The organism is Pseudonocardia sp. T1-2H, assembly GCF_038039215.1.
Lineage (GTDB): Bacteria > Actinomycetota > Actinomycetes > Mycobacteriales > Pseudonocardiaceae > Pseudonocardia.
Window position 1 is genome coordinate 4,966,949 of record NZ_JBBPCL010000001.1, and the last position, 21,363, is coordinate 4,988,311.

Sequence of the window (21,363 nt, forward strand, 5' to 3'; positions counted from 1 at the left end):
GCCGCGACGGGCGCTCCGGCACGACCCGCGTCGTTCGGCCGGACGAGTGAGCTGCGCAGATCACACGTAGGGCCGACAACCGCCCCGGAATTGTCCGCCCGGATGGCTCCGGTACCGCCATTAGGGTGTAGGTCGCGCAGGTCACAGGCGTCATGGGGTCTTCGTCTGGCTTTTCGTCACCCCTCCGTGCGACTCTCTGCGGAGAGAGACCGCGCCCAGCGCTGCGTGCGGTCGCACCGTGAAACGGCAGGGATCGGGGCCGCAAAATCGCTCCCGGTCTACACACGTGTGTCCGGACACCCATACCGGCCCCGCGACGAGTCCGAACGGTGCACCCGAACGGAGTAGCACCACGCGATCCGGCGGAAGCATCGCTGTACCCTGGGCCCCTTCAGGATCCACCGAGCTGGACACAGCTCTGTGAACCGAGGGATCCACGTCGTCCCGATGCGACCGTCGGGGTGCACCGAGACGACAGGAGGAGCTGTTGGCTGCGACCAACGACCTGACCGTGCGTGACCAGATCACGCAGGGCGGTCTCTACTCCCCGCAAGACGAGCACGACGCCTGCGGCGTCGCGATGGTCGCCGACCTCAAGGGCCGACGCGACCACGGCATCGTGCAGAAGGCCCTCACGGCGTTGCTGCGCCTGGAGCACCGCGGCGCCCGCGGCGCCGAGGAGAACACCGGCGACGGCGCGGGCATCCTGATCCAGGTCCCGGACGAGTTCTACCGCGCCGTGGTGGACTTCGACCTGCCCGAGGAGGGCGCGTACGCCACCGGCATCGCGTTCCTGCCGCAGGACGAGGCCGACGCGGAGAAGGCCGTCGCCACGATCAACGAGCTGGCCGCGGAGGAGAACCTCCGCGTGCTGGGCTGGCGCGGCTCCCCACGGACCCGGAGAAGGCGGACCTGGGCCCGAGCGCGCTGGCCGCCATGCCCGGGTTCAGGCAGCTGTTCGTCGCCGGCATCGAGACCGGCATCGTGAAGCCGCCGCCCGTCGGCATCGAGCTGGAGCGGCGCACCTTCTGCCTGCGCAAGCGGGTCGAGCACGCCACCGGCGTCTACTTCCCGAGCCTGTCCCCGCGGACGATCGTCTACAAGGGGATGCTCGCGGAGCCGCAGGTCGAGGCGTTCTACCCGGACCTGTCGGACCCCCGCGTCACGAGTGCGATGGCGGTGGTGCACTCGCGGTTCTCGACGAACACGTTCCCGGCGTGGCCGCTGGCCCACCCGTACCGCTACGTCGCGCACAACGGGGAGATCAACACCCTGCGCGGCAACCGGAACTGGATGAAGGCGCGCGAGGCGCTGCTGGCGTCCGAGGTCCTGCCGGGCAACCTGGACCGCCTGGTCCCGATCGTCACGCCGGACGCGTCGGACTCGGCGACCTTCGACGAGGTGCTGGAGCTGCTGCACCTCTCGGGCCGGTCACTGCCGCACGCCGTGCTGATGATGATCCCCGAGGCGTGGGAGAACCACGCCGAGATGGACCCGAAGCGCCGCGCGTTCTACGAGTTCCACTCGAACCTGATGGAGCCGTGGGACGGGCCCGCGCTCGTCGCCTTCACCGACGGCACGCAGATCGGCGCGGTCCTGGACCGCAACGGCCTGCGGCCCGCCCGCTGGTGGCTGACCGAGGACGGTCTGGTCGTGCTGGCCTCGGAGGTCGGCGTCCTGGACGTCGAGCCGTCGAAGGTCGTGCGCAAGGGCCGGCTCGAGCCGGGCCGGATGTTCCTGGTCGACACCGAGGCCGGGAAGATCGTCGCGGACGAGGAGATCAAGGGCGAGCTGGCCGCGGCGCAGCCGTACGAGGAGTGGCTGCACGCGGGCCGCATCAAGCTCGAGGAGCTGCCCGAGCGGCAGCGCGAGATCCCCGCGCACGCCGAGCTGACCCTGCGTCAGCAGTCCTTCGGCTACACCGAGGAGGAGCTCACCCTCCTGCTCAAGCCGATGGCCGCCGCCGGTGCGGAGCCGATCGGCTCGATGGGCAACGACGCCCCGCTGGCCTTCATCTCGGAGAAGCCGCGGCAGATCTACGACTACTTCATCCAGCTGTTCGCGCAGATCACGAACCCGCCGCTGGACGCGATCCGCGAGGAGCTCGTCACCTCGCTGCGCTCGCTGCTGGGCCCGGAGCAGAACCTGCTCGACGCGGGCGCGGCCACCTGCCGGCGGATCGTGCTGCCCTTCCCGGTGCTCGGCAACGACGACCTGGCGAAGATCGTCCACGTCAACGACGACGGTGACCTGCCCGGTTTCGCCTCCTACACCGTCAAGGGCGTGTTCCGCGCGGCCGACGGCGGCGAGGGCCTGGTCCGGCGGCTGCAGGAGATCCGCGGCGAGGTCTCCGAGGCCATCGCGGACGGCGCCCGCCTGATCGTGCTGTCCAGCCGCGGCGTCAACGCCGAGTTCGCGCCGATCCCGTCGCTGCTGCTCACCGGCGCCGTGCACCACCACCTGGTGCGCGAGCGGACCCGCACCCAGGTCGGCCTGATCGTCGAGTCCGGGGACGCCCGCGAGGTGCACCACATCGCGCTGCTGCTCGGCTACGGAGCGTCGGCGGTCAACCCGTACATGGCCATGGCCACCGTCGAGGACCTCGCCGAGCGCGGAGACCTCGACGTGGACGCGAAGACCGCGGCGAAGAACCTGGTCAAGGCGCTCGGCAAGGGCGTGCGGAAGACGATGTCGAAGATGGGCATCTCGACCGTCGCGTCCTACACCGGCGCGCAGATCTTCGAGGCGGTCGGGCTCGGCAAGGACGTGGTCGAGGCCTGTTTCGCGGGCACCACGTCCCGCCTCGGCGGCGTCGGCTTCGAGGTGCTCGCCGAGGAGGTCCTCAAGCACCACCGCCGGGCCTTCCCCGCGGACGGCACCCGGGCGAGCCACCGGGCGCTCACCACGGGCGGCGAGTACCAGTGGCGGCGCGAGGGCGAGCTGCACCTGTTCAACCCGCAGACCGTCTTCAAGCTCCAGCACTCGACCCGCTCCGGCCGGTACGAGATCTTCAAGGAGTACACGAAGGCCGTCGACGACCAGTCGAAGCGGCTGATGACGCTGCGTGGGCTGTTCACCTTCAAGGAGGGCGCCCGCGAGCCCGTCCCGATCGACGAGGTCGAGCCGGTCGAGTCGATCGTCAAGCGGTTCGGCACGGGCGCGATCTCCTACGGCTCGATCAGCCAGGAGATGCACCAGACCCTCGCCATCGCGATGAACCGCCTCGGCGGTCGGTCGAACACCGGTGAGGGCGGCGAGGACCCGGACCGCTTCACCCCGGACGCGAACGGCGACAGCCGGCGCAGCGCGGTGAAGCAGGTCGCGTCGGGACGCTTCGGCGTGACGAGCGAGTACCTGGTCAACGCGGACGACATCCAGATCAAGATCGCGCAGGGCGCCAAGCCCGGCGAGGGTGGCCAGCTGCCCGGCAGCAAGGTCTACCCGTGGATCGCGACGACCCGGTACTCGACGCCCGGCGTCGGGCTGATCTCGCCGCCGCCGCACCACGACATCTACTCGATCGAGGACATCAAGCAGCTCATCCACGACCTGAAGAACGCCAACCCGAAGGCCCGCATCCACGTCAAGCTGGTCAGCCAGCTCGGGGTCGGGACGGTCGCGGCGGGCGTCGCGAAGGCGTACTCCGACGTCGTGCTCATCTCCGGGCACGACGGCGGGACGGGTGCCTCGCCGCTGTCGTCGATCAAGCACGCGGGTGGCCCGTGGAAGCTCGGCCTGGCCGAGACCCAGCAGACGCTGCTGGCGAACAACCTGCGGGACCGGATCGTCGTGCAGACCGACGGCCAGCTCAAGACCGGCCGGGACGTCGTCATCGCGGCCCTGCTCGGGGCCGAGGAGTACGGCTTCGCGACGGCGCCGCTGGTGGTGTCGGGCTGCATCATGATGCGGGTCTGTCACCTGGACACCTGCCCGGTCGGCGTGGCGACGCAGAACCCGGTGCTGCGCGAGAAGTTCGACGGGCGGCCCGAGTACGTCGTCAACTTCATGCGGTTCGTCGCCGAGGAGGTGCGCGAGTACCTGGCGCAGCTCGGCTTCCGGTCCCTCGAGGAGGCCGTCGGGCACGCGGAGCTGCTCGACACCGACGCGGCGGTGCACCACTGGAAGACCGAGGGCCTGGACCTACGGCCGGTGTTCTACACGCCGGAGCTGCCCGAGGGCGCGTCCCGGCACCAGACCCGCAGTCAGGACCACGGGCTGGACAAGGCGCTGGACAACACGATGATCCAGTTGGCCGAGGGCGCCCTGCGCTCCGGGGACAAGGTCCGGCTGGACCTCCCGGTGCGCAACGTCAACCGGACCGTCGGGACGATGCTCGGCTACGAGCTGACGAAGCAGTGGGGCCGCGAGGGCCTGCCGGACGACACGATCGACATCACGCTGACCGGCTCGGCCGGGCAGTCGCTCGGGGCGTTCGTGCCGAAGGGCATCACGCTGCGGATGATCGGGGACACGAACGACTTCTTCGGCAAGGGCCTCTCCGGCGGCCGGCTGACCCTGCGGCCGGACCCGGAGGCGCCGTTCGCCGCCGAGGAGAACATCATCGCGGGCAACGTCATCCTCTACGGGGCGACGTCCGGCGAGATGTACATCCGCGGCATCGTCGGCGAGCGCTTCTGCGTCCGGAACTCCGGGGCGGTCGCGGTCGTCGAGGGCGTGGGCGACCACGGCTGCGAGTACATGACGGGCGGCAAGGTCGTCGTCCTGGGCAAGGTCGGGCGCAACTTCGCGGCCGGCATGTCCGGCGGGGTCGCGTACGTGCTGGACCTGCACGCGGACGACAACTTCCTGGCCAAGCGGGTCAACCCGGAGATGGTGGATCTGGACCCCCTCGACGAGGAGGACCGCGAGTTCCTGCGGGCCGCGGTCGAGAAGCACCACGCCGAGACCGACTCCCCCGTCGCGCACGCGCTGCTGGCGGACTGGGACGCGGCCTGCGAGCGCTTCGGCAAGGTCATGCCGAAGGACTACAAGCGGGTCCTGCAGGCCCGCGAGCAGGCGGAGAAGGACGGCCGCAACGTGGACGAGGCGATCATGGAGGCGGCTCATGGCTGACCCGAAGGGCTTCCTGACCACCCCGCGCGAGAACCCGAAGCGCAGGCCGGTGGACCTGCGCCTGATGGACTGGCGCGAGGTCTACGAGGACTTCCCGCACGACCACCTGGAGAAGCAGGCCGGGCGCTGCATGAACTGCGGCATCCCGTTCTGTCACCAGGGCTGCCCCCTGGGGAACCTGATCCCCGAGTGGAACGACCTCGTGTGGCGCAAGGACTGGCGCGAGGCGATCGAGCGGCTGCACGCGACGAACAACTTCCCGGAGTTCACCGGGACGTTGTGCCCCGCCCCGTGCGAGGCGGCGTGCGTGCTGGCGATCAACAACGACGCCGTCACCATCAAGCAGGTCGAGATCGAGATCATCGACCGCGCCTGGGAGGAGGGCTGGGTCCCGCCGCAGCCCGCCGAGACGAAGACCGGCAAGAAGGTCGCCGTCGTCGGGTCGGGTCCGTCGGGGCTCGCCGCCGCGCAGCAGCTCACCCGCGCCGGGCACGACGTCGTCGTGTTCGAGCGGGCGGACCGCATCGGCGGGCTGCTCCGCTACGGCATCCCCGAGTTCAAGATGGAGAAGTCGCGGCTGGACCGCCGACTCGCCCAGATGCAGGCCGAGGGCACGCACTTCCGGGCCTCGGTCGACGTCGGGACGGACGTCACCGCGGCGCAGCTCCGCGAGGACTACGACGCCGTCGTGCTCGCCGCCGGGGCGACGGCCTGGCGGGACCTGCCGGCCAAGGGCCGGGACCTCGAGGGCATCTACCAGGCGATGGAGTTCCTGCCGTGGGCCAACCACGTGCAGCAGGGCGACATCGACGCCCCGAAGATCACCGCCGAGGGCAAGCACGTGGTGATCATCGGCGGCGGTGACACCGGGGCGGACTGCCTCGGCACGTCGCACCGCCAGGGCGCCGCGTCGGTGACCCAGCTGGAGATCATGCCGACGCCGCCGGAGCACCGGACCGAGGGCATGCCCTGGCCGACGTACCCGATGGTCTACCGGGTCTCCTCGGCGCACGAGGAGGGTGGCGAGCGGCTGTTCTCGGTCAACACCACCGAGTTCGTCGACGACGGCACCGGCAAGGTCAAGGCGCTGCGCCTGGTCGAGGTGAAGCGCGGGGAGAAGGGCTTCGACCCGGTCCCCGGCACCGAGAAGGAGATCCCGGCGGACCTGGTCCTGCTGGCGATGGGCTTCGTCGGGCCGGAGAAGGGCAAGCTCCTCACGGACCTGGACGTCGACCTGGACGAGCGGGGCAACGTCGCGCGGGACGACAGCTACATGTCCAGCGTCGACGGCGTGTTCGTCGCCGGGGACATGGGCCGCGGCCAGTCGCTGATCGTGTGGGCGATCGCGGAGGGCCGCTCGGCCGCCGCGGGCGTGGACGCGTACCTGACGGGCCGGGACTTCCTCCCGCGCCCGATCAACCCGACGGACCGCCAGATCGCTTGATCCGCACCCGGAGAGGGCCCGGCCGCCGACGCGGCCGGGCCCTCTCCGCGTTCCGGCCTCGGCCTCCGGCGCTCGAGTGGCTCGAGCAGCGCAGGCTGACGCTTGAGCCGCTCGGGCGGCGGGGCGGTCCGGCGGCGGGGCTCGGGCGTCGGGGCCTCAGGCGTCGGGGGTGGCGAACGTCGGGCCGTAACGTTCCAGGACCCTCGCCCGGACGGTCTCGTCGTTGCGCGGCACCGGCTCCAGGAAGATCTCCTCGAGGTCCGCGAACTCCGCCCGCAGCTGCGCGTCGATGTCCACGCAGGTCCGCTCGACGTCCGCGGCCCCGAGGGTGTCCACGAAGTCGATCCGGGCGCAGACCAGCACGCTGTCCGTGCCGAGCATCATCGTCAGCAGGTCGACGACGGCCTCCACCTCCGGGCGCGCCGCCAGCCGGTCCCGCACGGCGAACACGAGCTTGCGGTCCGCCTGCCGGCCGATCAGCAGGCCCTTGTTGGTGCGGCCCAGCACGTACGCGACGCCCGCCAGCATCAGCCCGATCAGCAGCGACGCCAGGCCGTCCCAGAACGCGGAGCCGGTGAGCTGGTGCAGCCCGACTCCCCCGAACGCCAGCAGCAGCCCGAGCAGCGCCGCGCTGTCCTCGAAGAAGACCGTCTTCACCGTCGGGTCGTCCGTGGTGCGCAGCCACGCGCGGAAGCCCACGTTCTCCGCGGCGGCCTCGTTCCGCACCTGCCGGACCGCCTGCAGCCAGGACGTTCCCTCCAGTAGGAACGACGCCCCGAGCACGGCGTAGGCCACCCACGCGAGCGTCTGCTCGTTCTCCCCGCCGAGGATCGTCGAGATGCCCTCGTAGATCGCGAACACCGCCCCGGAGACGAAGATCGACACTGCGGCGATGAGCGACCAGAAGAACCGCTCCTTGCCGTAGCCGAAGGGGTGCCTGCGGTCCGGACGTTTCACCGAGCGGCGCAGCGCCGTGAGCAGCAGGCCCTCGGTGGCCGTGTCCGCGGCCGAGTGCGCGGCCTCGGCGAACATCGCGGCGGAGCCGGTGAACAGCGCCGCGACGAGCTTCAGCACGCCGATCGCGAGGTTCGCCCCGCCCGCGATCAGGACGGTCAGGGTGCTCTCGCCGCCCCCGTTCTCCTTGTCCGGAGCCCTGTCGTCCGCCTCGGTGCCCGCCACGCGGCGACTGTAGCCCCGCGGATCCTCACCGACCGCGCGTAGCGTCCGCCGCGTGACCGCCACGCCCAGCCGTCGTCGCGCTCGCGGCGGCGAGCTTCCACGCCGTGGCCCGGACCAGCGGGGGTACGGCCGCAGCGACGCGCCGGAGGCCGTCGAGCCGGGGTGCGGGCACTGGACCCAGCAGGAACGCCCCGCCGAGGTGAGCACGCACTGATCGCGTTCGCCCGTTCGGTGGGGAGCTGAGCACCGAAGAAGTTGCACCGGCACGGAACTAGCCCCGGGTACTACCGGTCGTCGCGCACGGACCGCCGCTCGGCTGTGGAGGGGTGAGCGGGACGAATCAACCCACAACTCCCGTGCATCCGACGCGTTGAACTGATCACCGGTGCCGGTGGAACTGGGGAGCCCCCACCGGCACCGGACAGCAATCGCGCGGTGCCACCCGGGATCAGGACGCGATCCGGAACACCGGGAAGCCCGGTGCGACCGCGAGCAGCTCCTCGTCCGAGGACGTCGCGTCGATCCCGTCGAAGAACCGGCCGACCTCCCAGGCCCACCTGCGCAGGTACTCCCGCAGCACCGGCGGCTTGTCCGCATCCGGCAGCTCCACCGCGGTGAACGCCTCGGCCCTGCGCCCCCGCCGCAGCTCCCCGCCGCCCGCGGCCCGCATGTTGCGCACCCACTGGGTGTGCCCGCGCGGCGCGACGAGGTAGCGCTCGCCGTCGACCGTCATCGGGTTCACCGGGACCGTGCGCCACTCGCCGCTCGTCCGGCCCCTGACGGCCAGGACGCGGCTGCCCGCCACGCTCAGGCCCGTCCTCGTCAGCCGGGCGACGACCGTGCCGAACAGCTCGTCGGCGCGCTTCGGGGCGAGGTAACGGGGCTTCGCGTCCATGGCCATTGCTCCTCCTCAGATCGAGAGCAGTGCTCTCTGATGAGAGGAGTGAACACCCCGGACGACATCGAGTCAAGAGCAGTGCTCTCGTCACATACGACTGTTCTCCGCGAGTTCGAGCTCGAAGGCGTCGTCGCCGATCCAGACGCGCACGCCCTCGGCGTCGTCGGTGATGTAGCCGTCCTCCTCCTCACCGAGCTCGCGGGAGGCCCCCAGGGCGAGGGCGGAGAAGGCGATCCGGCCGCCACCGAGGTCGACGGGCCGGTACTCGCGGGCCAGCCGCGCGGTGCGGCTCTCCGTGGCGAGCCACTCCGCGTTCGCCTCACCGACGTCGACGACCCAGCTGTCATTGCGCACGAGCGCAGTGTCCGTGCCGCAGCGGGCTTCCGGCGTCTCAGATCGAGACGGTGATCCGAACCTCAGCGTCCGGAGAGCGCCGGCTCGGCAGCGGCCGCCGTGACGGCTGCGAGCTCGCGATCGAGCCCGCGGCGACGGCGGATCGCCCCGCGGATCCGGCGGACCAGCTCGAAGCCACCGCCGGTGAGGATCGCCATCGCGATGCCGGCTGCCAGGCAGAGCAGGGGGTTCCCGCGGGTCATCGGGCCGAGGACCAGCCCGACCAGCAGCATGTAGAGGCTCCACACGGCCGAGCTCGCGGTCGTCGCCGGGAGGAAGCGGCGCAGCGGTAGCCGCACCCGGCCCGCGGCGGCGGTGCTCACCAGGCGGCCGCCGGGCACCAGCCGGGCCCCGACGAGCGAGACCTCCGGCCGGGAGTGCAGGTTGCGGCGCACCCAGGCGCCGATGCCGCAGTTCTTCTCCGCACCGCGCAGGATCCGGTTCGACGAGCGGCCGAGGGAGTACACGAGGACGTCCCCGAGCACCGATCCGAGCATCGAGGCGACGAAGAGGCCGAGCACCGCGGCGAGGTCGTGCGTGCCGAAGGCGGCCGCGGCGGCGGACATCAGCAGGGTCTCGCTCGGGAGAACCGGGAACGGACCGTCGAGCGCGATGAGGACGACGAGGACCGGCAGCAGCCAGATGCTGTGCAGGACGGCGTCGAAGGCCGCGATCACACCGAACAGCTCGTGCACGAGTGCCCTTTCTGCATCGGGTGTGGCTCTGGCGGGCCCGTCGTGCGGCCGCCCTGTCGGGAGACGCCCTCCAGGGTGACAGACCTTTCCCGGAAGCTCGGTGGGGCTACCCCCCGCGTTTCACCTGTGGTCAGCCACACGCCCGCCGAGTGCGACGAACGGTGGCGTGTCGGGGACCGCGTGTACGTTCCGCGCGTGACCGGATACGCCGTCCTGCTCCGAGGCATCAACGTCGGCGGCAACAAGAAGGTTCCGATGGCGGACCTGCGGACGCTGCTCGAGGGTCTCGGCTACGGCGACGTGCGCACCTACCTGCAGAGCGGCAACGCGGTCGTCACCACGGACGAGCCCGCGGCGACCGTGGCGAAACGCTGCGAGGCCGCGATCACGGAGGCGTTCGGCATGGACGTGCGGTGCCTGGTGCTCTCCGGCGCGGAACTGCGGGAGCTGGCGGACGCGCACCCGCTGCGGGACGTCGCGGACAACGGCTCCCGGATGCTCGCTCTCTTCCTTCTCGATCCCCCGCCAGCCGATGCCGCGGATCCCGCCGAGCTGGACCCGCAGCGCATTCGGGTGGCGGACCGGGTGATCTACCAGTGGTGCCCGGACGGGATCTCGAACGCGCCGGACGTCGCGGCGTTCGTCCGGAAGAGCTGGAAGGTGCCCGTCACCGGCCGGAACTGGAACACCGTCGAGAAGTTGTTGGCCCTGCTCGGTGCCTGACGGCGGTGGCCACTCAGCGGGGCTCACGAAGGAGTGGGTTCCCGGGTTCGCCGCCGGACCCGCCGCGACGGGCAGATAAGGTCCGCCTGGCAGCCGCTCCGCCGAGGGCAGGGCACGACGGATCGGGGGATCATGACGGACCGGGGCGTCCCGCAGGGCGGCATCGGGCGGTCGGCGCGGCTGGCGTCGCTGCCGCTGGCCTTCACCGGACGGGCCGTGGCGGGCTGGGGCCGCACATTGGCCGGGGCGGACTCCGACGAGGTCGCGGCCGCGACGGTCGCGCGCAACGCCGAGCAGCTCTTCGCCGTGCTCGGCACGCTCAAGGGCGGCGCGATGAAGCTCGGCCAGGCGCTCTCGGTCTACGACGCGATGATCCCCTCGGAGTTCGCCGGGCCCTACCACGACGCGCTCGCGAAGCTCCAGACGTCGAGCCCGCCGATGCCCCGGCGCGACGTGCACCGGATGCTCGCCGAGCAGCTGGGCCGCGGCTGGCGGGAGCGCTTCACCGACTTCGACGACGAGCCGCGGGCCGCCGCGAGCCTCGGCCAGGTCCACCGCGCCACCTGGCGCGGCGCGGACGGCGGCGGCCGGGACGTGGCCGTCAAGATCCAGTACCCCGGTGCGGACGTCGCCCTGGACTCGGACCTGCGCACGCTCGAACGGTTCTCCCGGCTCTTCGCCGCGGTGTTTCCCGCCCTGGACGTCCGGGCGCTGATCCGCGAGCTGCGGGAACGGACGCTCGAGGAGGTGGACTACCGCATCGAGGCCGACCGCCAGCGCCGGTTCGCCGCGGAGTTCACCGGAGACCGCGACCTCCTGGTGCCGCGCGTCGTCGCGTCGGCCCCGAAGGTGCTGGTCACGGACTGGCTCGACGGCGTCCCGCTGCGGGACCTGCTGGGGGGCGCGGGCGACGAGGCGGACCGGGACCGCTACGGCCACACGATCGTCGAGTCCATGTTCGCCTCACCCGCGCGGATCGGGCTGCTGCACGCGGACCCGCACCCCGGCAACTTCCTCGTCCTCCCCGACGGCCGGCTCGGGATGATCGACTTCGGCGCCGTGGCGGAGCTGCCCGGCGGGATCCCGCCCGTCCTCGCGCGGATCCTCGTCCTCACCGCCCGGGGCGAGTCCGAGGCCCTGACCGCGCTGCTGCGGGACGAGGGCTTCCTCGCCGCGGACGCCGAGTCCGCGGACGTGCTGCGCTGGGTCGGTGCGCTGGCGGACCCGCTGCGCGAGGAGCGCTTCCACTTCACCCGCGAGTGGATGGGGCGCCAGGGATCACGGGTGGCCAACCCCGGCAACCGCGCGTACCGCGAGACCGGGCGGGCGCTGGCCATGCCGGCGGAGTTCGTGCTGGTCCTGCGGGTGCTGTCCGGCTGGATGAACATCCTCGCCCAGCTGGACTGCACGGTCGCCGCCCGCGGGGTCGCCGAGCGCTGGGTGCCCGGCTTCGCCTCCGTCTGACCGTCATCCACGCCGCAGGACCCGGGGCAGGAGCACGGCGATCGCGACCGTCCCTACCGCGATCCACGGCGAACCTCCCAGAGCCCAGGCCGCGAACACCGCCAGCGCCACGATCTCCGCCCCGAGCGCGGCCACGGACGTGGCGGTGGCGCGGGCCCGCCCGCTGACCCGCTCCTGCAACCGCGAGTCGACGACGACGAGCACGCACTGCTGCAGCCCGTGGAAGACCCCGAGCGCGACGAGCCCCGCCGCTCCCCCGGCGCCGGCGAACCCCAGCGCCAGACCCGCGACGCCGAACACGCCCGCGAGCGCGAGGGGGCCCAGGCGGCTCGCCCGCCCGCCGAGGCCCGCGCCGCCCGCCCCCGCGAGCGCGACGACGAGCAGCAGCAGCGGGACCGCGGCGATGGCGGCGCCGCCGGGTCCCTGGCCGACGATCAGCGGGAAGTACTCCTCGAGCGCGTCCATGCCGTTGACCAGCGCGACCGCGAGCAGGGCACCGCGCAGGAGGGGCAGGCCGGCGGCCTCGGCGACGCCGACGCGGAGGGTGGCGAGGTAACCGGGCCCGACCGCCTCCGGCGCGGCCGTCGACGGCCGCTCCCTGTCCGGCTCTCCGTCCGGCTCGGCGTCCTCGTCGGGCGGCGGGCCCGCTCGCGGCGGCTCCGGGAACGTCTGCGCGAGGGCCGCGGCCGCGAGGCAGGTACCGACGCTCACCCAGCCCGCCGCGGCGTACGCCCCGGCGGCGAACAGCAGGGTCGCGGCGGCCGCCGAGGGCAGCTGCGTGAGGTGCGCGGCCGCGGTGATCCGGCCCCGGACCGTCGGGTAGAGCTCTGGGACCCCGGCCTCGCTCAGGCCCTCGAAGACCAGCGCCTCGACGGTGCCGGAGAACAGCGACGTCCCGATCCCCCAGAGCACGAAGCCGGCGGCGAAGCCCGCGAACCCGGGCAGGGCCAGCCAGACCGCGTAGCCGCCGGCCTGGAGCACGCCGCCCAGCCCGAGCACGTGCCGCCGGGGGAACCGGTCCGAGAGCGCACCGGAGGGCACCTCGGTGAGCAGGCCGGTGACCGACCAGACCGCGAACAACGCGGAGATCTCGGTGTCCGACATGCCCGAGTCCGCGAAGAACAGGGCGTACAGCGGGTAGAGCGGGACGACGTCGGCCAGCATCGCCCACCCGACGACGCGCCGGGAGAGCCTGCGAGCAGGGGGCGGTAGCGGGCGTCAAGGGAACGGCACGGACGGAGGGTAGCGGCGGCCGCCGACGGCCGTCGCGGGAATTAGTGTCGGGGTGACCACCGGTGCAAGGGAGCACAGATGACCACGGCCGAGCCGAGCCCGGAGACCCGTACCGCCCTCGCCGTCCGCCTCCGCGAGCTCGTCGCCGAGAACCCGGACGCCCCCGCCGTCACCGACGACGACGCGACGATCACCCGCGCGGAGCTCGACGCGCGCACCAACCAGCTCGCCCGCCGGTTCGCGAGGCTCGGCGTCACGAAGGGCTCGCTCGTCTCGATCGCGCTGCCGAACCGGATCCGGCACACCGAGTCGTCGGTCGCGGCGTGGAAGCTGGGCGCGATCCCGCAGCCGCTCTCCCACCGGCTCCCGGCCGCCGAGCTGGCGGCGCTGCTGGAGGTCGGGGACCCGTCCCTGGTCGTGGGCCTGGAGCCGGCCGACGGCCGGGCGTGGCTGACCGGCGCCGAGGACGTCTCGGACGAAGACGACTCGCCGCTCCCGGACGTCGTCGGGCCGTCCTGGAAGGCGCCCACCTCGGGCGGCAGCACCGGCCGCCCGAAGCTCATCGTGGCCGGTCAGGAGGCCAGCGTGGAGTCCGTGCTCGGCACGAAGGCGGAGTCCCTGCGCTTCGACCGCGACGGCGTCATGCTCGCGACCGCCCCGATGTACCACAACGGGCCGAACATGTTCTCGCTGATGGCGCTGCTGCAGGGGCACCACGTCGTCGTCATGCGGCGGTTCGACGCCGAGCGGGCCGTCCGGCTCGTCGCGGAGCACCGCGTCACGTGGCTCTACGTCGTGCCCACGATGATGGGCCGGATGCTGCGGTTGCCCGAGGAGGTCCGGGCGGCGTCGGACTTCTCGTCGCTGCGGACCGTGCTGCACGTCGGCGCGCCGTGCCCGCCGCACGTGAAGCGCGGCTGGATCGAGTGGGCGGGCGCGGCGACGCTGATCGAGCTGTACGCGGGCACGGAGTCCCAGGCCAGCTGCGTGATCGACGGCGCGGAGTGGCTCGAGCACCCGGGTTCGGTCGGCAGGGTGGCGTCGGGCGAGATGCGGGTCTGCGACGACGAGGGGCGCGAGCTGCCCGCCGGCGAGGTCGGCGAGGTGTGGATGCGCCGGGCCGCGGACACCCCGCCGACCTACTACTACCTCGGTGCGCAGGCGAACGAGCGCGACGGCTGGGAGTCCCTGGGCGACATGGGCCACTTCGACGCGGACGGCTACCTCTACCTGGCGGACCGGCGCTCCGACATGATCCTCGTCGGCGGCGCCAACGTGTACCCGGCGGAGGTCGAGTCCGCGCTGGCCGAGCACCCGGCCGTCGTGTCGTCGGCGGTGATCGGGCTGCCGGACGAGGACCTCGGCAACGTCGTGCACGCGATCGTCCAGACTTCGTCCGAGGTGGGCGCCGACGAGCTGCGGGAGTACCTCCGCGGGCGGCTCGCGCCGTACAAGGTCCCGCGGACCGTCGAGTTCAGCCCCGAACCGCTGCGGGACGACGCGGGCAAGGTCCGGCGGAGCGCACTGCGGGCGGAGCGGCTCACCCGATCCGGAAACCCGTGCCGGTCTCATCCCGCCACCGTGACACCCTTCCATCCGTGATCACGCTGCACGACGGTTACGAGATCGACGACGATCCCGCCCGCATCGACCGCGACGCCGTGTGGGAGTTCCTCTCCACCCAGGCCTACTGGGGGCGCTGGCGCGCCCGCGCGCAGCTCGAGACCCAGATCGACGTCGCCTGGCGGGTGCTCGCCCTCTACGGACCCGGGACGGGCAGGACCGTCGGCTTCGCCCGCGCCGTGTCGGACGGCGTCTCCTTCGCCTACCTCGCGGACGTCTACGTGCATCCGGACGTCCGCGGGCACGGGCTCGGTGTCGCGCTCGTCCGCGCGATGCTCGACACCGGCGCGCACATGCGCTGGACCCTGCACACCCGGGACGCGCACGAGTTGTACCGGCGCTTCGGGTTCAGCGCCCCCGACGAGACCGCCCTGGAAAGGCCGGCGCCACCACGATGACCAGCGGCGACGGGTTCGGCGGCGACCACCGGTCATGAGGGCGCCCTAGGGCTCGAACACCGCGTCCGGCTCCACGGTCACCTCGAGCACCAGCGGCGTCTCCCGCCCCACCAACCCGGGCACGACGTCGTCGAGCGCCTCCTCCAGCGCGTCCCAGGTGTCGACGCGGCGCGCCGGGCAGCCGAGCGCCTCCGCCAGTCCGCCCACGCTGACCTCGGTGAACGCGGGCCACGGCGCCTTCCCGTCGCCCTGCTTCTCAGCCAGCCGGTCCATGATCGCGTAGCGGCCGTTGGCGAGGACGACGAACAGCACGCCCACCCGGTAGTGCGCCGCGCTCCACAGCGCCTGGATGCCGTAGAGCGACGACCCGTCCCCGACGACCGCGACCACCGGCGTGCCCGGCCGCGCCATCCGCACGCCGATCGCGGCGGGCAGGGCGAAGCCGAGACCGCCCATCGCCGCGCTCAGGAACCCGAGCGGGCGCCGGGCCGGGAGCAGGCGGTGCAGATCCGGCCGGCTCGACGGAGTCTCCTCGACCACCACGGTCTCCGCCGGGACCCGCGCGGCCAGCGCGGCGAGCACGTGCGCCGCCCGCAGCGGCTCCCCCGCCGTCGGTGGTTCCGGCGCCGAGGCGCGGACCGGGGAGAACGCGCCCCCGGCCGGCTCCGGCAGGCGCTCGGCCAGGGCCGCGCAGACCGCCGCCGGACCGGCGACGACGGCCAGGTCGACAGGGCTGTGCCGGGCGTCCTCCGGGTCGTCGGTGATCATCGCGAGCCTCGTCCCGGCGGCGACCAGGGGCCCGGGTTCGTAGGGGTACTGCCGGAACACCGGCGCGCCGACGGCCAGCACGACGTCGTGCGCGGCCAGTGCGTCCCGCAACCGGGCCCGGCCCGCGGGCAGGTGCCCGGCGAACTGCGGATGGTCCTGCGGGAAGCCCGCGCGCGCCGCGAACGGCTCCTGCCAGACCGGGCAGCCCAGCTTCTCCGCGAGTGTGACCAGCGCGGACCACGTCCCGGCACCGTCCGCGTCCGCCCCGACGACGAGCGCCGGGGACCGCGCGTCGCCGACGAGCGCGGCCAGCTCGTCGACGACCGACGGGTCGACGGCCGTCCCGTGGCGCAGCACGGCGGGCGCGGCGACCTCGCCGTCCCCGGCCTCGGCGGACCAGTCGTCCGACGGCACGACGACCAGGGCCGGACCCCGGCCGTCGCGCGCCTCGTGCCAGGCCCGCGCGACCGCGCTCGGGACGTCCTGGGGCCGGGCCGGGGTCGTCGTCCAGACCGGGTAGCTGCCGGCGAGGCCCTCGAGGTCGCCGGCCAGGAACGGCCGGAACGCGAGGTGCCGGCGGTCCTGCTGGCCGACGAGGACGACCAGCGGCACCCGGTTGACCCGCGCCGTCGCCAGGGCACCGACGGCGTTGCCGAGCCCGGCCGTCGTGTGCAGGTTGACCAGGGCGGGGCGGTCGTTCGCGGTGGCCCAGCCCGTGGCGATCCCCACCACCGAGCCCTCGTGCAGGGCCAGGACGAAGTCGATGTCGTCGGGCAGGTCGGTCAGGAACGCGACCTCGGTGGAACCCGGATTCGCGAAGATCGTCGTCAGGCCGTAGCGGCGCAGGACGTCGAAGGTGGCGTCCCGGACAGTTCTCATGCGTCGGCCTTCCGGGTGGGCGCGCCGATCCGGCCCACCGCCGCCACGGCGACCGCGCCGAGCGCCGCGACCAGCGCGAACACGTAGAAGCCCCAGGGGTAGGCGATCCCGGCGGAGAGGAGCGCGCCGCCGATCAGCGGCCCGGTGATCGCGCCGAGCCGGCCGATGCCGCTCGCCGCGCCGAGAGCCGTGGCGCGTACCGCGGCCGGGTAGTGGCGGCTGATCGCCGCGTAGACGAGCACCTGTGAGCTGAACACGAACACGCCGGCCAGCAGCACGCTGACGTACACGCCGACGCCCGGAAGCCGGATGCTGAGCAGCGCGAGGAAGACCGCCGCCGCCGCGAACCAGCCGATGACCGCCTTCCGCAGGCCGATCCGGTCCGCCACGCGGCCGGCGACGAGCAGCCCGACGATCGCGCCGACGTTGAGCACGAGCAGCAGGGCGAGTGCGGCACCGAGCTCGTAGCCCGCCGACCGCATGATCTCCGGCAGCCAGGTGTTCAGGCCGTAGACCAGGAGCAGGCCCATGAACGAGCTGACCCAGAAGGCGAGCGTCGCCCGGAGGTAGCCGCCACGGAACAGGGCGGCGACGGGGTTACGGGTGCCGGTGACCTCGGCGGTCTCGGCAACGGCGTCGCCGGTCAGGGACTCGGGCAGCCGCGCCGCGATCAGCGGGACCAGGACCAGTGCCGGGAGCGCGCCGATGACGAACATCGCCCGCCAGCCGAACGAGGGGATCACCAGGATCCCGAGCAGCGCGGTCGCGACCGCCCCGACGTGGTAGCCCGTCATCAGCGTCGTGGTCGCGCTGCCGCCCTTCCCCACCCGGGCGAACTCGTTGACCATCGCCAGCGCCACCGGCAGCACACCGCCGAGGCCGAGCCCCGCGAGGAACCGCAGGACCCCGAACATGACCGGACCGGTGGCGAAGGCACAGAGCAGGGTGAACACCGAGAACGACGTGACGGTGATCAGCATCATCCGGCGGCGGCCGAAGCGGTCCGTCAGCGGACCGATGCCGAGCGCGCCGACCATCACGCCGAGCAGCCCGACGACCGAGATCAGCGACGCGGTCCCGGGATTCAGTCCCCAGGCCGGGTCACGCAGCAGGGACGGCAGCACCACCCCGAGGACGACGAGGTCGAACCCTTCGAGCGCCACGGCGGTCCAGCACAGCGGCGCGACCCAGCGCGGCGACCCCCGTCCTCCCGGACCGGCCTTCTTGCCGGACATCGACACTGATTCGGTCACGGTCACTCCCCCGGTGAGCAGGTGCGGGAAGTATGGGTGCCGATGTCCAGCCTGTCAGGGCGCGCTTCCGTTGGACGGAAGCCGGGGGGTCAGATGCGAATACGCGGCGGTCGCGCGGCCTGCGACCGGGGGGTTCCGCGGCGCGCATCGGCTCCGCAGGAGACGCAGACGTTCGACGAGTACTCCGTCATCGACGGGCCGCCGCGCTTCGCCACGAGGGTGAGGCGATCCGCGTGCTCGAGGCAGAACTCGCCGCCACATCCGACGCACCGGCCGAGGGCCGCGCCCGGACATCCGGTCGCCTCGCCGGGCATCGGGACCGCGCAGTTCGTGGCCATCGAAGGGGCCCTCCGTCTCGGTGCCGACGAAACCGGACTCCTCGGCAGGAGGCTCACATTATCGATGGAAGCGACAATCCGGAAGAACTCTCGGCCACTCTCAGGAGGCGGCTGCTCACCGGAGGTGTTCGCGCGCCCAGATCGCCGCCTGGACCCGGTCGGTGACCTTGATGCGCTGGAACACGTTCGTCAGGTGGGCCTTGACCGTGCGCTCGCTGATGCCGAGCCGGCGGGCCACCTGCTTGTTGGCGAGCCCCTCCGTGACGAGCGTCAGGACCTCGCGTTCGCGCTGGGACAGGTCGGTGACCACCGAGCGCGCGCGCTGCCGGTCGAGCAGTACCCGGCCCGCCCTCGGGTCCAGCGGGGCCTCCCCGGCGTCGACCGCGCGGACGGCGTCGATCAGCGCGTCCGGCTCCACGTGCTTGAGGAGGTAGCCCCGCGCGCCCGCGTCGAGCGCCTCGAGGATGCGGGCCTCGTCACCGAACGACGTGAGGATGACGACCCGGACCTCGGGATGTCCGGTCACGATCCGCCGGGTCGCCTCGATGCCGTGCATGACAGGCATGTGGAGGTCCATGAGCACCACGTCCGGCAGGTGCTCCCCGACCAGGGCGACGGCCTCCTCGCCGTCCGCGGCCACCGCGACGACCTCGATGTCCGGCGCGGTCTCCAGCAGTTGGTGCAGGCCGTGCCGCACCACGGCGTGGTCGTCGGCCACGATCACTCTGATCATCCGAGCGGTACCTCCAACCGCAGCACCGTGCCGCGTCCGGGCACGGACTCGAGCTCGAGGACGGCGCCGAGCGCCTTCGCCATGTCCCCCAGGGACCTCAGCCCGAGGTGGCCGGGCCTGCCGGGCACCGGGCCCGGGAGGCCACGACCGTCGTCCGCGACGGTCATCACCAGCGCGTCACCCGCGCGGCCCACGGTGACCACGACCCGGCCCGCGTCCGCGTGGACGACGACGTTGCGGACACCCTCCCGGGCGACGCGGTACAGCAGTTCCATCTGCTCCCGGGCCAGGACCTCGACGGGTACCTCCACCCGCAGTTCGGCCTCGATCCCACGGGGGCTCAGGCGGGCCAGCAGGTCCGACAGCGCTGCTTCGAGGCCCTCCGCGTACAGGTTCGGGGGTAGATCTCCACCAGCAGCGAGCGGAGGGACCGCACCGCGTGCCGGATCCGCCACGCCGCGCCGTCCACCTCGGCGACGTTCACCGCACCTCCCGCGCGCACCACGGCGCCCAGCGCGAACGCCACCCCGGCGAGGTCCTGCACGACGCCGTCGTGCAGGTCCCCCGCGATGCGGCGGCGATCGGTGTCGGTCGCCTCGATCACCCGTCGCAGCAGGGTCTCACGCTGACGCTGGGCCCGCCGGAGCCGACGGGCGAGGGCGACGGCGATCGGCAGCTGGAGCAGCGCGAGCAGGACGAGCGCGCCGAAGAGGGAGGGGGCGAACCTCGTCCAGGTGCGCCTGCTCTCCTCGGTGATCCCCTCGTAGCGGTGGTAGGCCTCGAACAGCACCGGCACGCCCGACGGGGTCGTCAGCCGCTCGTAGACCTCCAGCAACGCGACGTCGTGGTCCTCGAACCGGTTCTCCGGACGGGTCAGGTCGCTGAGCCCCGCGTGCCTCTCGCCGGTCGCGAGCACCCGGCGCTCGTCGGCGCTGAACGCGAACTGCTGCCCGCGCAGGCGCGGCTCGTCGGAGTACAGGATCCTGCCGCCCTCGTCCCAGATCTTCACCCGGACGAGGGAGCTGAGCACCCGGGGGCGTACGACCTCGTCGAGGGCGGCCACGGCGCGGGGATCGCCCCTCAGGACGGCGTCGTCGAGGGCGGGCCGGACGGCCAGGTCGCCGACGAGGGCGGTGGCGCGAACCGCGGCGTCGATCGCCACCTCGGTGCTCATCGTGCGGCCGGCGTGGGCGGCGACGAGGGCGACGGCCAGGAGGGTGACGAGGCCGGTCAACGCGTAGCGCACGGCGAGGCCCGCGCTCGAGGGCTGCCGCTCGTCGTCGTGGACGTTGCGGCTGCGCCGGGTGCGCGACCTGCCGGCGGGCGCGTCGACACGGCCCGACCTCGTGCGCGACACGCTGCGGACGCTCATCGGCGCGGCACGGACCCCGCGCTCACCGCGGCCGCTCGGGGGACGACGGGTGACGGCCCGACGCAGCGATCATGGCCGCGGCGTCGTCGCCCTCGGCCTGTGCGCGCAGCGCGTTCCGGACCGCGATCGCGAGCTCGGCGGTCTCTAACGTCCCGACCGCGCTCACCGACCGGTTGAGACTGCGGTAGAACTCCTCGGTGCGGTCCGCCGAGCGGGGATCGACGCCGCTGACGACGCAGCCGGGCAGATCGCTGTCCTCCATGACGTACCCGAGGGACACGTCGCGTCCCACCTGCAACGGGGTGAGCAGCTCCGCCGTGGCGGAGAAGACCTCGGCCGCCTGCCCCAGCCGCGTGTCGCCCTCGAGGATCACGAGGGCCCCGGCACGCAGGTACGGGGCGAGCGCGGCCGCGGCCATCTCCGCGTCCGTCTCCGGCGCGGCGGCGGACAGCGGGCAGATCGCGACACCGAGACCGGCGCACGCGGCGGTGTCGCCGGTGATCAGGCACCGGCCGCGGCGCATCGCCCGCCGCAGCACCCCGGCCGCCCAGTCGTTCGCGGACAGGCCGCGGACGACCTCCCGGATCCATCCGGCGTCCTCGGCGAGGGCGGTGACGTGGTAGTTCGCCTCCAGCGCATCGACGATCAGGCGGACGCCACGCTGCCCCAGGTCCATGACCACGAGACGGGGCGAGTCGGCGCCCGTCCGTCTGTCGGGGACGGGAGAGGGGTGGGGCTCAGCGCACATCGGAACTCCAGGACTGGGGAGACGGCGCCCCACATCGGGGGCGTATTTCCAGACTGACCCGTCACCGCGTCACACACCATCGGACCTTGGTCGTAGGACCAGCCGGCCACCGCCCGGGCCTCGCGGGGTGGTCATGGTGGCTCCTCGAG

General features: G+C 72.8%; 17 protein-coding genes and 1 pseudogene. 7 read left to right on the forward strand and 11 right to left on the reverse strand.

What is annotated here, in order from left to right; translation table 11 throughout:
- Positions 1 to 505: 505 nt before the first annotated feature.
- Positions 506 to 5,073 (forward strand): annotated as a pseudogene (gene gltB, locus WBK50_RS24510) (glutamate synthase large subunit).
- A complete protein-coding gene (locus tag WBK50_RS24515; RefSeq protein WP_341337855.1) occupies positions 5,066 to 6,517 on the forward strand; it encodes a glutamate synthase subunit beta in 1,452 nt (483 codons plus the stop codon). Before gltB ends, WBK50_RS24515 begins: the two are co-directional and overlap by 8 nt.
- A gap of 156 nt (positions 6,518 to 6,673) precedes the next feature.
- Here the strand turns inward: WBK50_RS24515 and WBK50_RS24520 are convergent, their stop codons facing one another.
- Positions 6,674 to 7,696, reverse strand: a complete 1,023-nt coding sequence (locus tag WBK50_RS24520) for a cation diffusion facilitator family transporter (protein WP_341337856.1) — start codon at positions 7,694 to 7,696, stop codon at positions 6,674 to 6,676.
- Positions 7,697 to 7,748: 52 nt separating this feature from the next.
- Between WBK50_RS24520 and WBK50_RS24525 the strand changes: the two genes are divergently transcribed.
- Complete coding sequence (locus WBK50_RS24525; RefSeq protein ID WP_341337857.1) at positions 7,749 to 7,910, forward strand: hypothetical protein; 162 nt, start codon at positions 7,749 to 7,751, stop codon at positions 7,908 to 7,910.
- A gap of 234 nt (positions 7,911 to 8,144) precedes the next feature.
- On the opposite strand, the gene WBK50_RS24530 is transcribed toward WBK50_RS24525, so the two are convergent.
- From WBK50_RS24530 to WBK50_RS24540, 3 genes are all read right to left on the reverse strand, one after another.
- Entirely contained in the window at positions 8,145 to 8,591 is a 447-nt protein-coding gene (locus tag WBK50_RS24530) for a nitroreductase family deazaflavin-dependent oxidoreductase (protein ID WP_341337858.1), read from the reverse strand.
- A 90-nt stretch (positions 8,592 to 8,681) separates the two neighbouring features.
- Positions 8,682 to 8,948 carry a hypothetical protein gene (locus tag WBK50_RS24535; RefSeq protein ID WP_341337860.1) on the reverse strand — a complete coding sequence of 89 codons (267 nt, stop codon included), beginning with the start codon at positions 8,946 to 8,948 and terminating at the stop codon, positions 8,682 to 8,684.
- Between the two features lie 62 nt (positions 8,949 to 9,010).
- Positions 9,011 to 9,682, reverse strand: a complete 672-nt coding sequence (locus WBK50_RS24540) for a DedA family protein (RefSeq protein WP_341337862.1) — start codon at positions 9,680 to 9,682, stop codon at positions 9,011 to 9,013.
- A 195-nt stretch (positions 9,683 to 9,877) separates the two neighbouring features.
- On the opposite strand from WBK50_RS24540, the gene WBK50_RS24545 reads away from it, so the two are divergent.
- A complete protein-coding gene (locus WBK50_RS24545) occupies positions 9,878 to 10,405 on the forward strand; it encodes a DUF1697 domain-containing protein (RefSeq protein ID WP_341337863.1) in 528 nt (175 codons plus the stop codon).
- Positions 10,406 to 10,537: 132 nt separating this feature from the next.
- Positions 10,538 to 11,869 (forward strand): ABC1 kinase family protein, encoded by a 1,332-nt coding sequence (locus WBK50_RS24550; protein WP_341337864.1) that lies wholly within the window; start codon positions 10,538 to 10,540, stop codon positions 11,867 to 11,869.
- Between the two features lie 3 nt (positions 11,870 to 11,872).
- On the opposite strand, the gene WBK50_RS24555 is transcribed toward WBK50_RS24550, so the two are convergent.
- The gene (locus tag WBK50_RS24555; protein ID WP_341337865.1) at positions 11,873 to 13,033 is read right to left on the reverse strand and encodes an MFS transporter; all 1,161 of its coding nucleotides are present in this window, start codon (positions 13,031 to 13,033) and stop codon (positions 11,873 to 11,875) included.
- Between the two features lie 147 nt (positions 13,034 to 13,180).
- Here WBK50_RS24555 and WBK50_RS24560 point away from each other — a divergent pair, with 147 nt between their 5' ends.
- Entirely contained in the window at positions 13,181 to 14,704 is a 1,524-nt protein-coding gene (locus tag WBK50_RS24560; RefSeq protein ID WP_341337866.1) for an AMP-binding protein, read from the forward strand.
- The gene (locus WBK50_RS24565; protein WP_341337867.1) at positions 14,701 to 15,123 is read left to right on the forward strand and encodes a GNAT family N-acetyltransferase; all 423 of its coding nucleotides are present in this window, start codon (positions 14,701 to 14,703) and stop codon (positions 15,121 to 15,123) included. Before WBK50_RS24560 ends, WBK50_RS24565 begins: the two co-directional genes overlap by 4 nt.
- Positions 15,124 to 15,168: 45 nt before the next feature.
- Here the strand turns inward: WBK50_RS24565 and mdlC are convergent, their stop codons facing one another.
- The 6 genes from mdlC to WBK50_RS24595 form a co-directional block, all read right to left on the reverse strand.
- Entirely contained in the window at positions 15,169 to 16,770 is a 1,602-nt protein-coding gene (mdlC, locus tag WBK50_RS24570) for a benzoylformate decarboxylase (protein WP_341337868.1), read from the reverse strand.
- Entirely contained in the window at positions 16,767 to 18,005 is a 1,239-nt protein-coding gene (locus tag WBK50_RS24575; RefSeq protein ID WP_341339494.1) for an MFS transporter, read from the reverse strand. The genes mdlC and WBK50_RS24575 overlap by 4 nt, the downstream gene beginning before the upstream one ends.
- 471 nt (positions 18,006 to 18,476) lie before the next feature.
- Complete coding sequence (locus WBK50_RS24580; RefSeq protein ID WP_341337869.1) at positions 18,477 to 19,094, reverse strand: response regulator transcription factor; 618 nt, start codon at positions 19,092 to 19,094, stop codon at positions 18,477 to 18,479.
- Positions 19,091 to 19,405, reverse strand: coding sequence for an ATP-binding protein (locus WBK50_RS24585; protein WP_341337870.1), 315 nt, complete (start codon positions 19,403 to 19,405; stop codon positions 19,091 to 19,093). Before WBK50_RS24585 ends, WBK50_RS24580 begins: the two co-directional genes overlap by 4 nt.
- A gap of 29 nt (positions 19,406 to 19,434) precedes the next feature.
- Positions 19,435 to 20,451 (reverse strand): histidine kinase, encoded by a 1,017-nt coding sequence (locus WBK50_RS24590; protein WP_341337871.1) that lies wholly within the window; start codon positions 20,449 to 20,451, stop codon positions 19,435 to 19,437.
- A gap of 37 nt (positions 20,452 to 20,488) precedes the next feature.
- On the reverse strand, positions 20,489 to 21,142 hold the full coding sequence (locus WBK50_RS24595) for a hypothetical protein (RefSeq protein WP_341337872.1): 654 nt from the start codon (positions 21,140 to 21,142) through the stop codon (positions 20,489 to 20,491).
- Positions 21,143 to 21,363 lie beyond the last annotated feature (221 nt).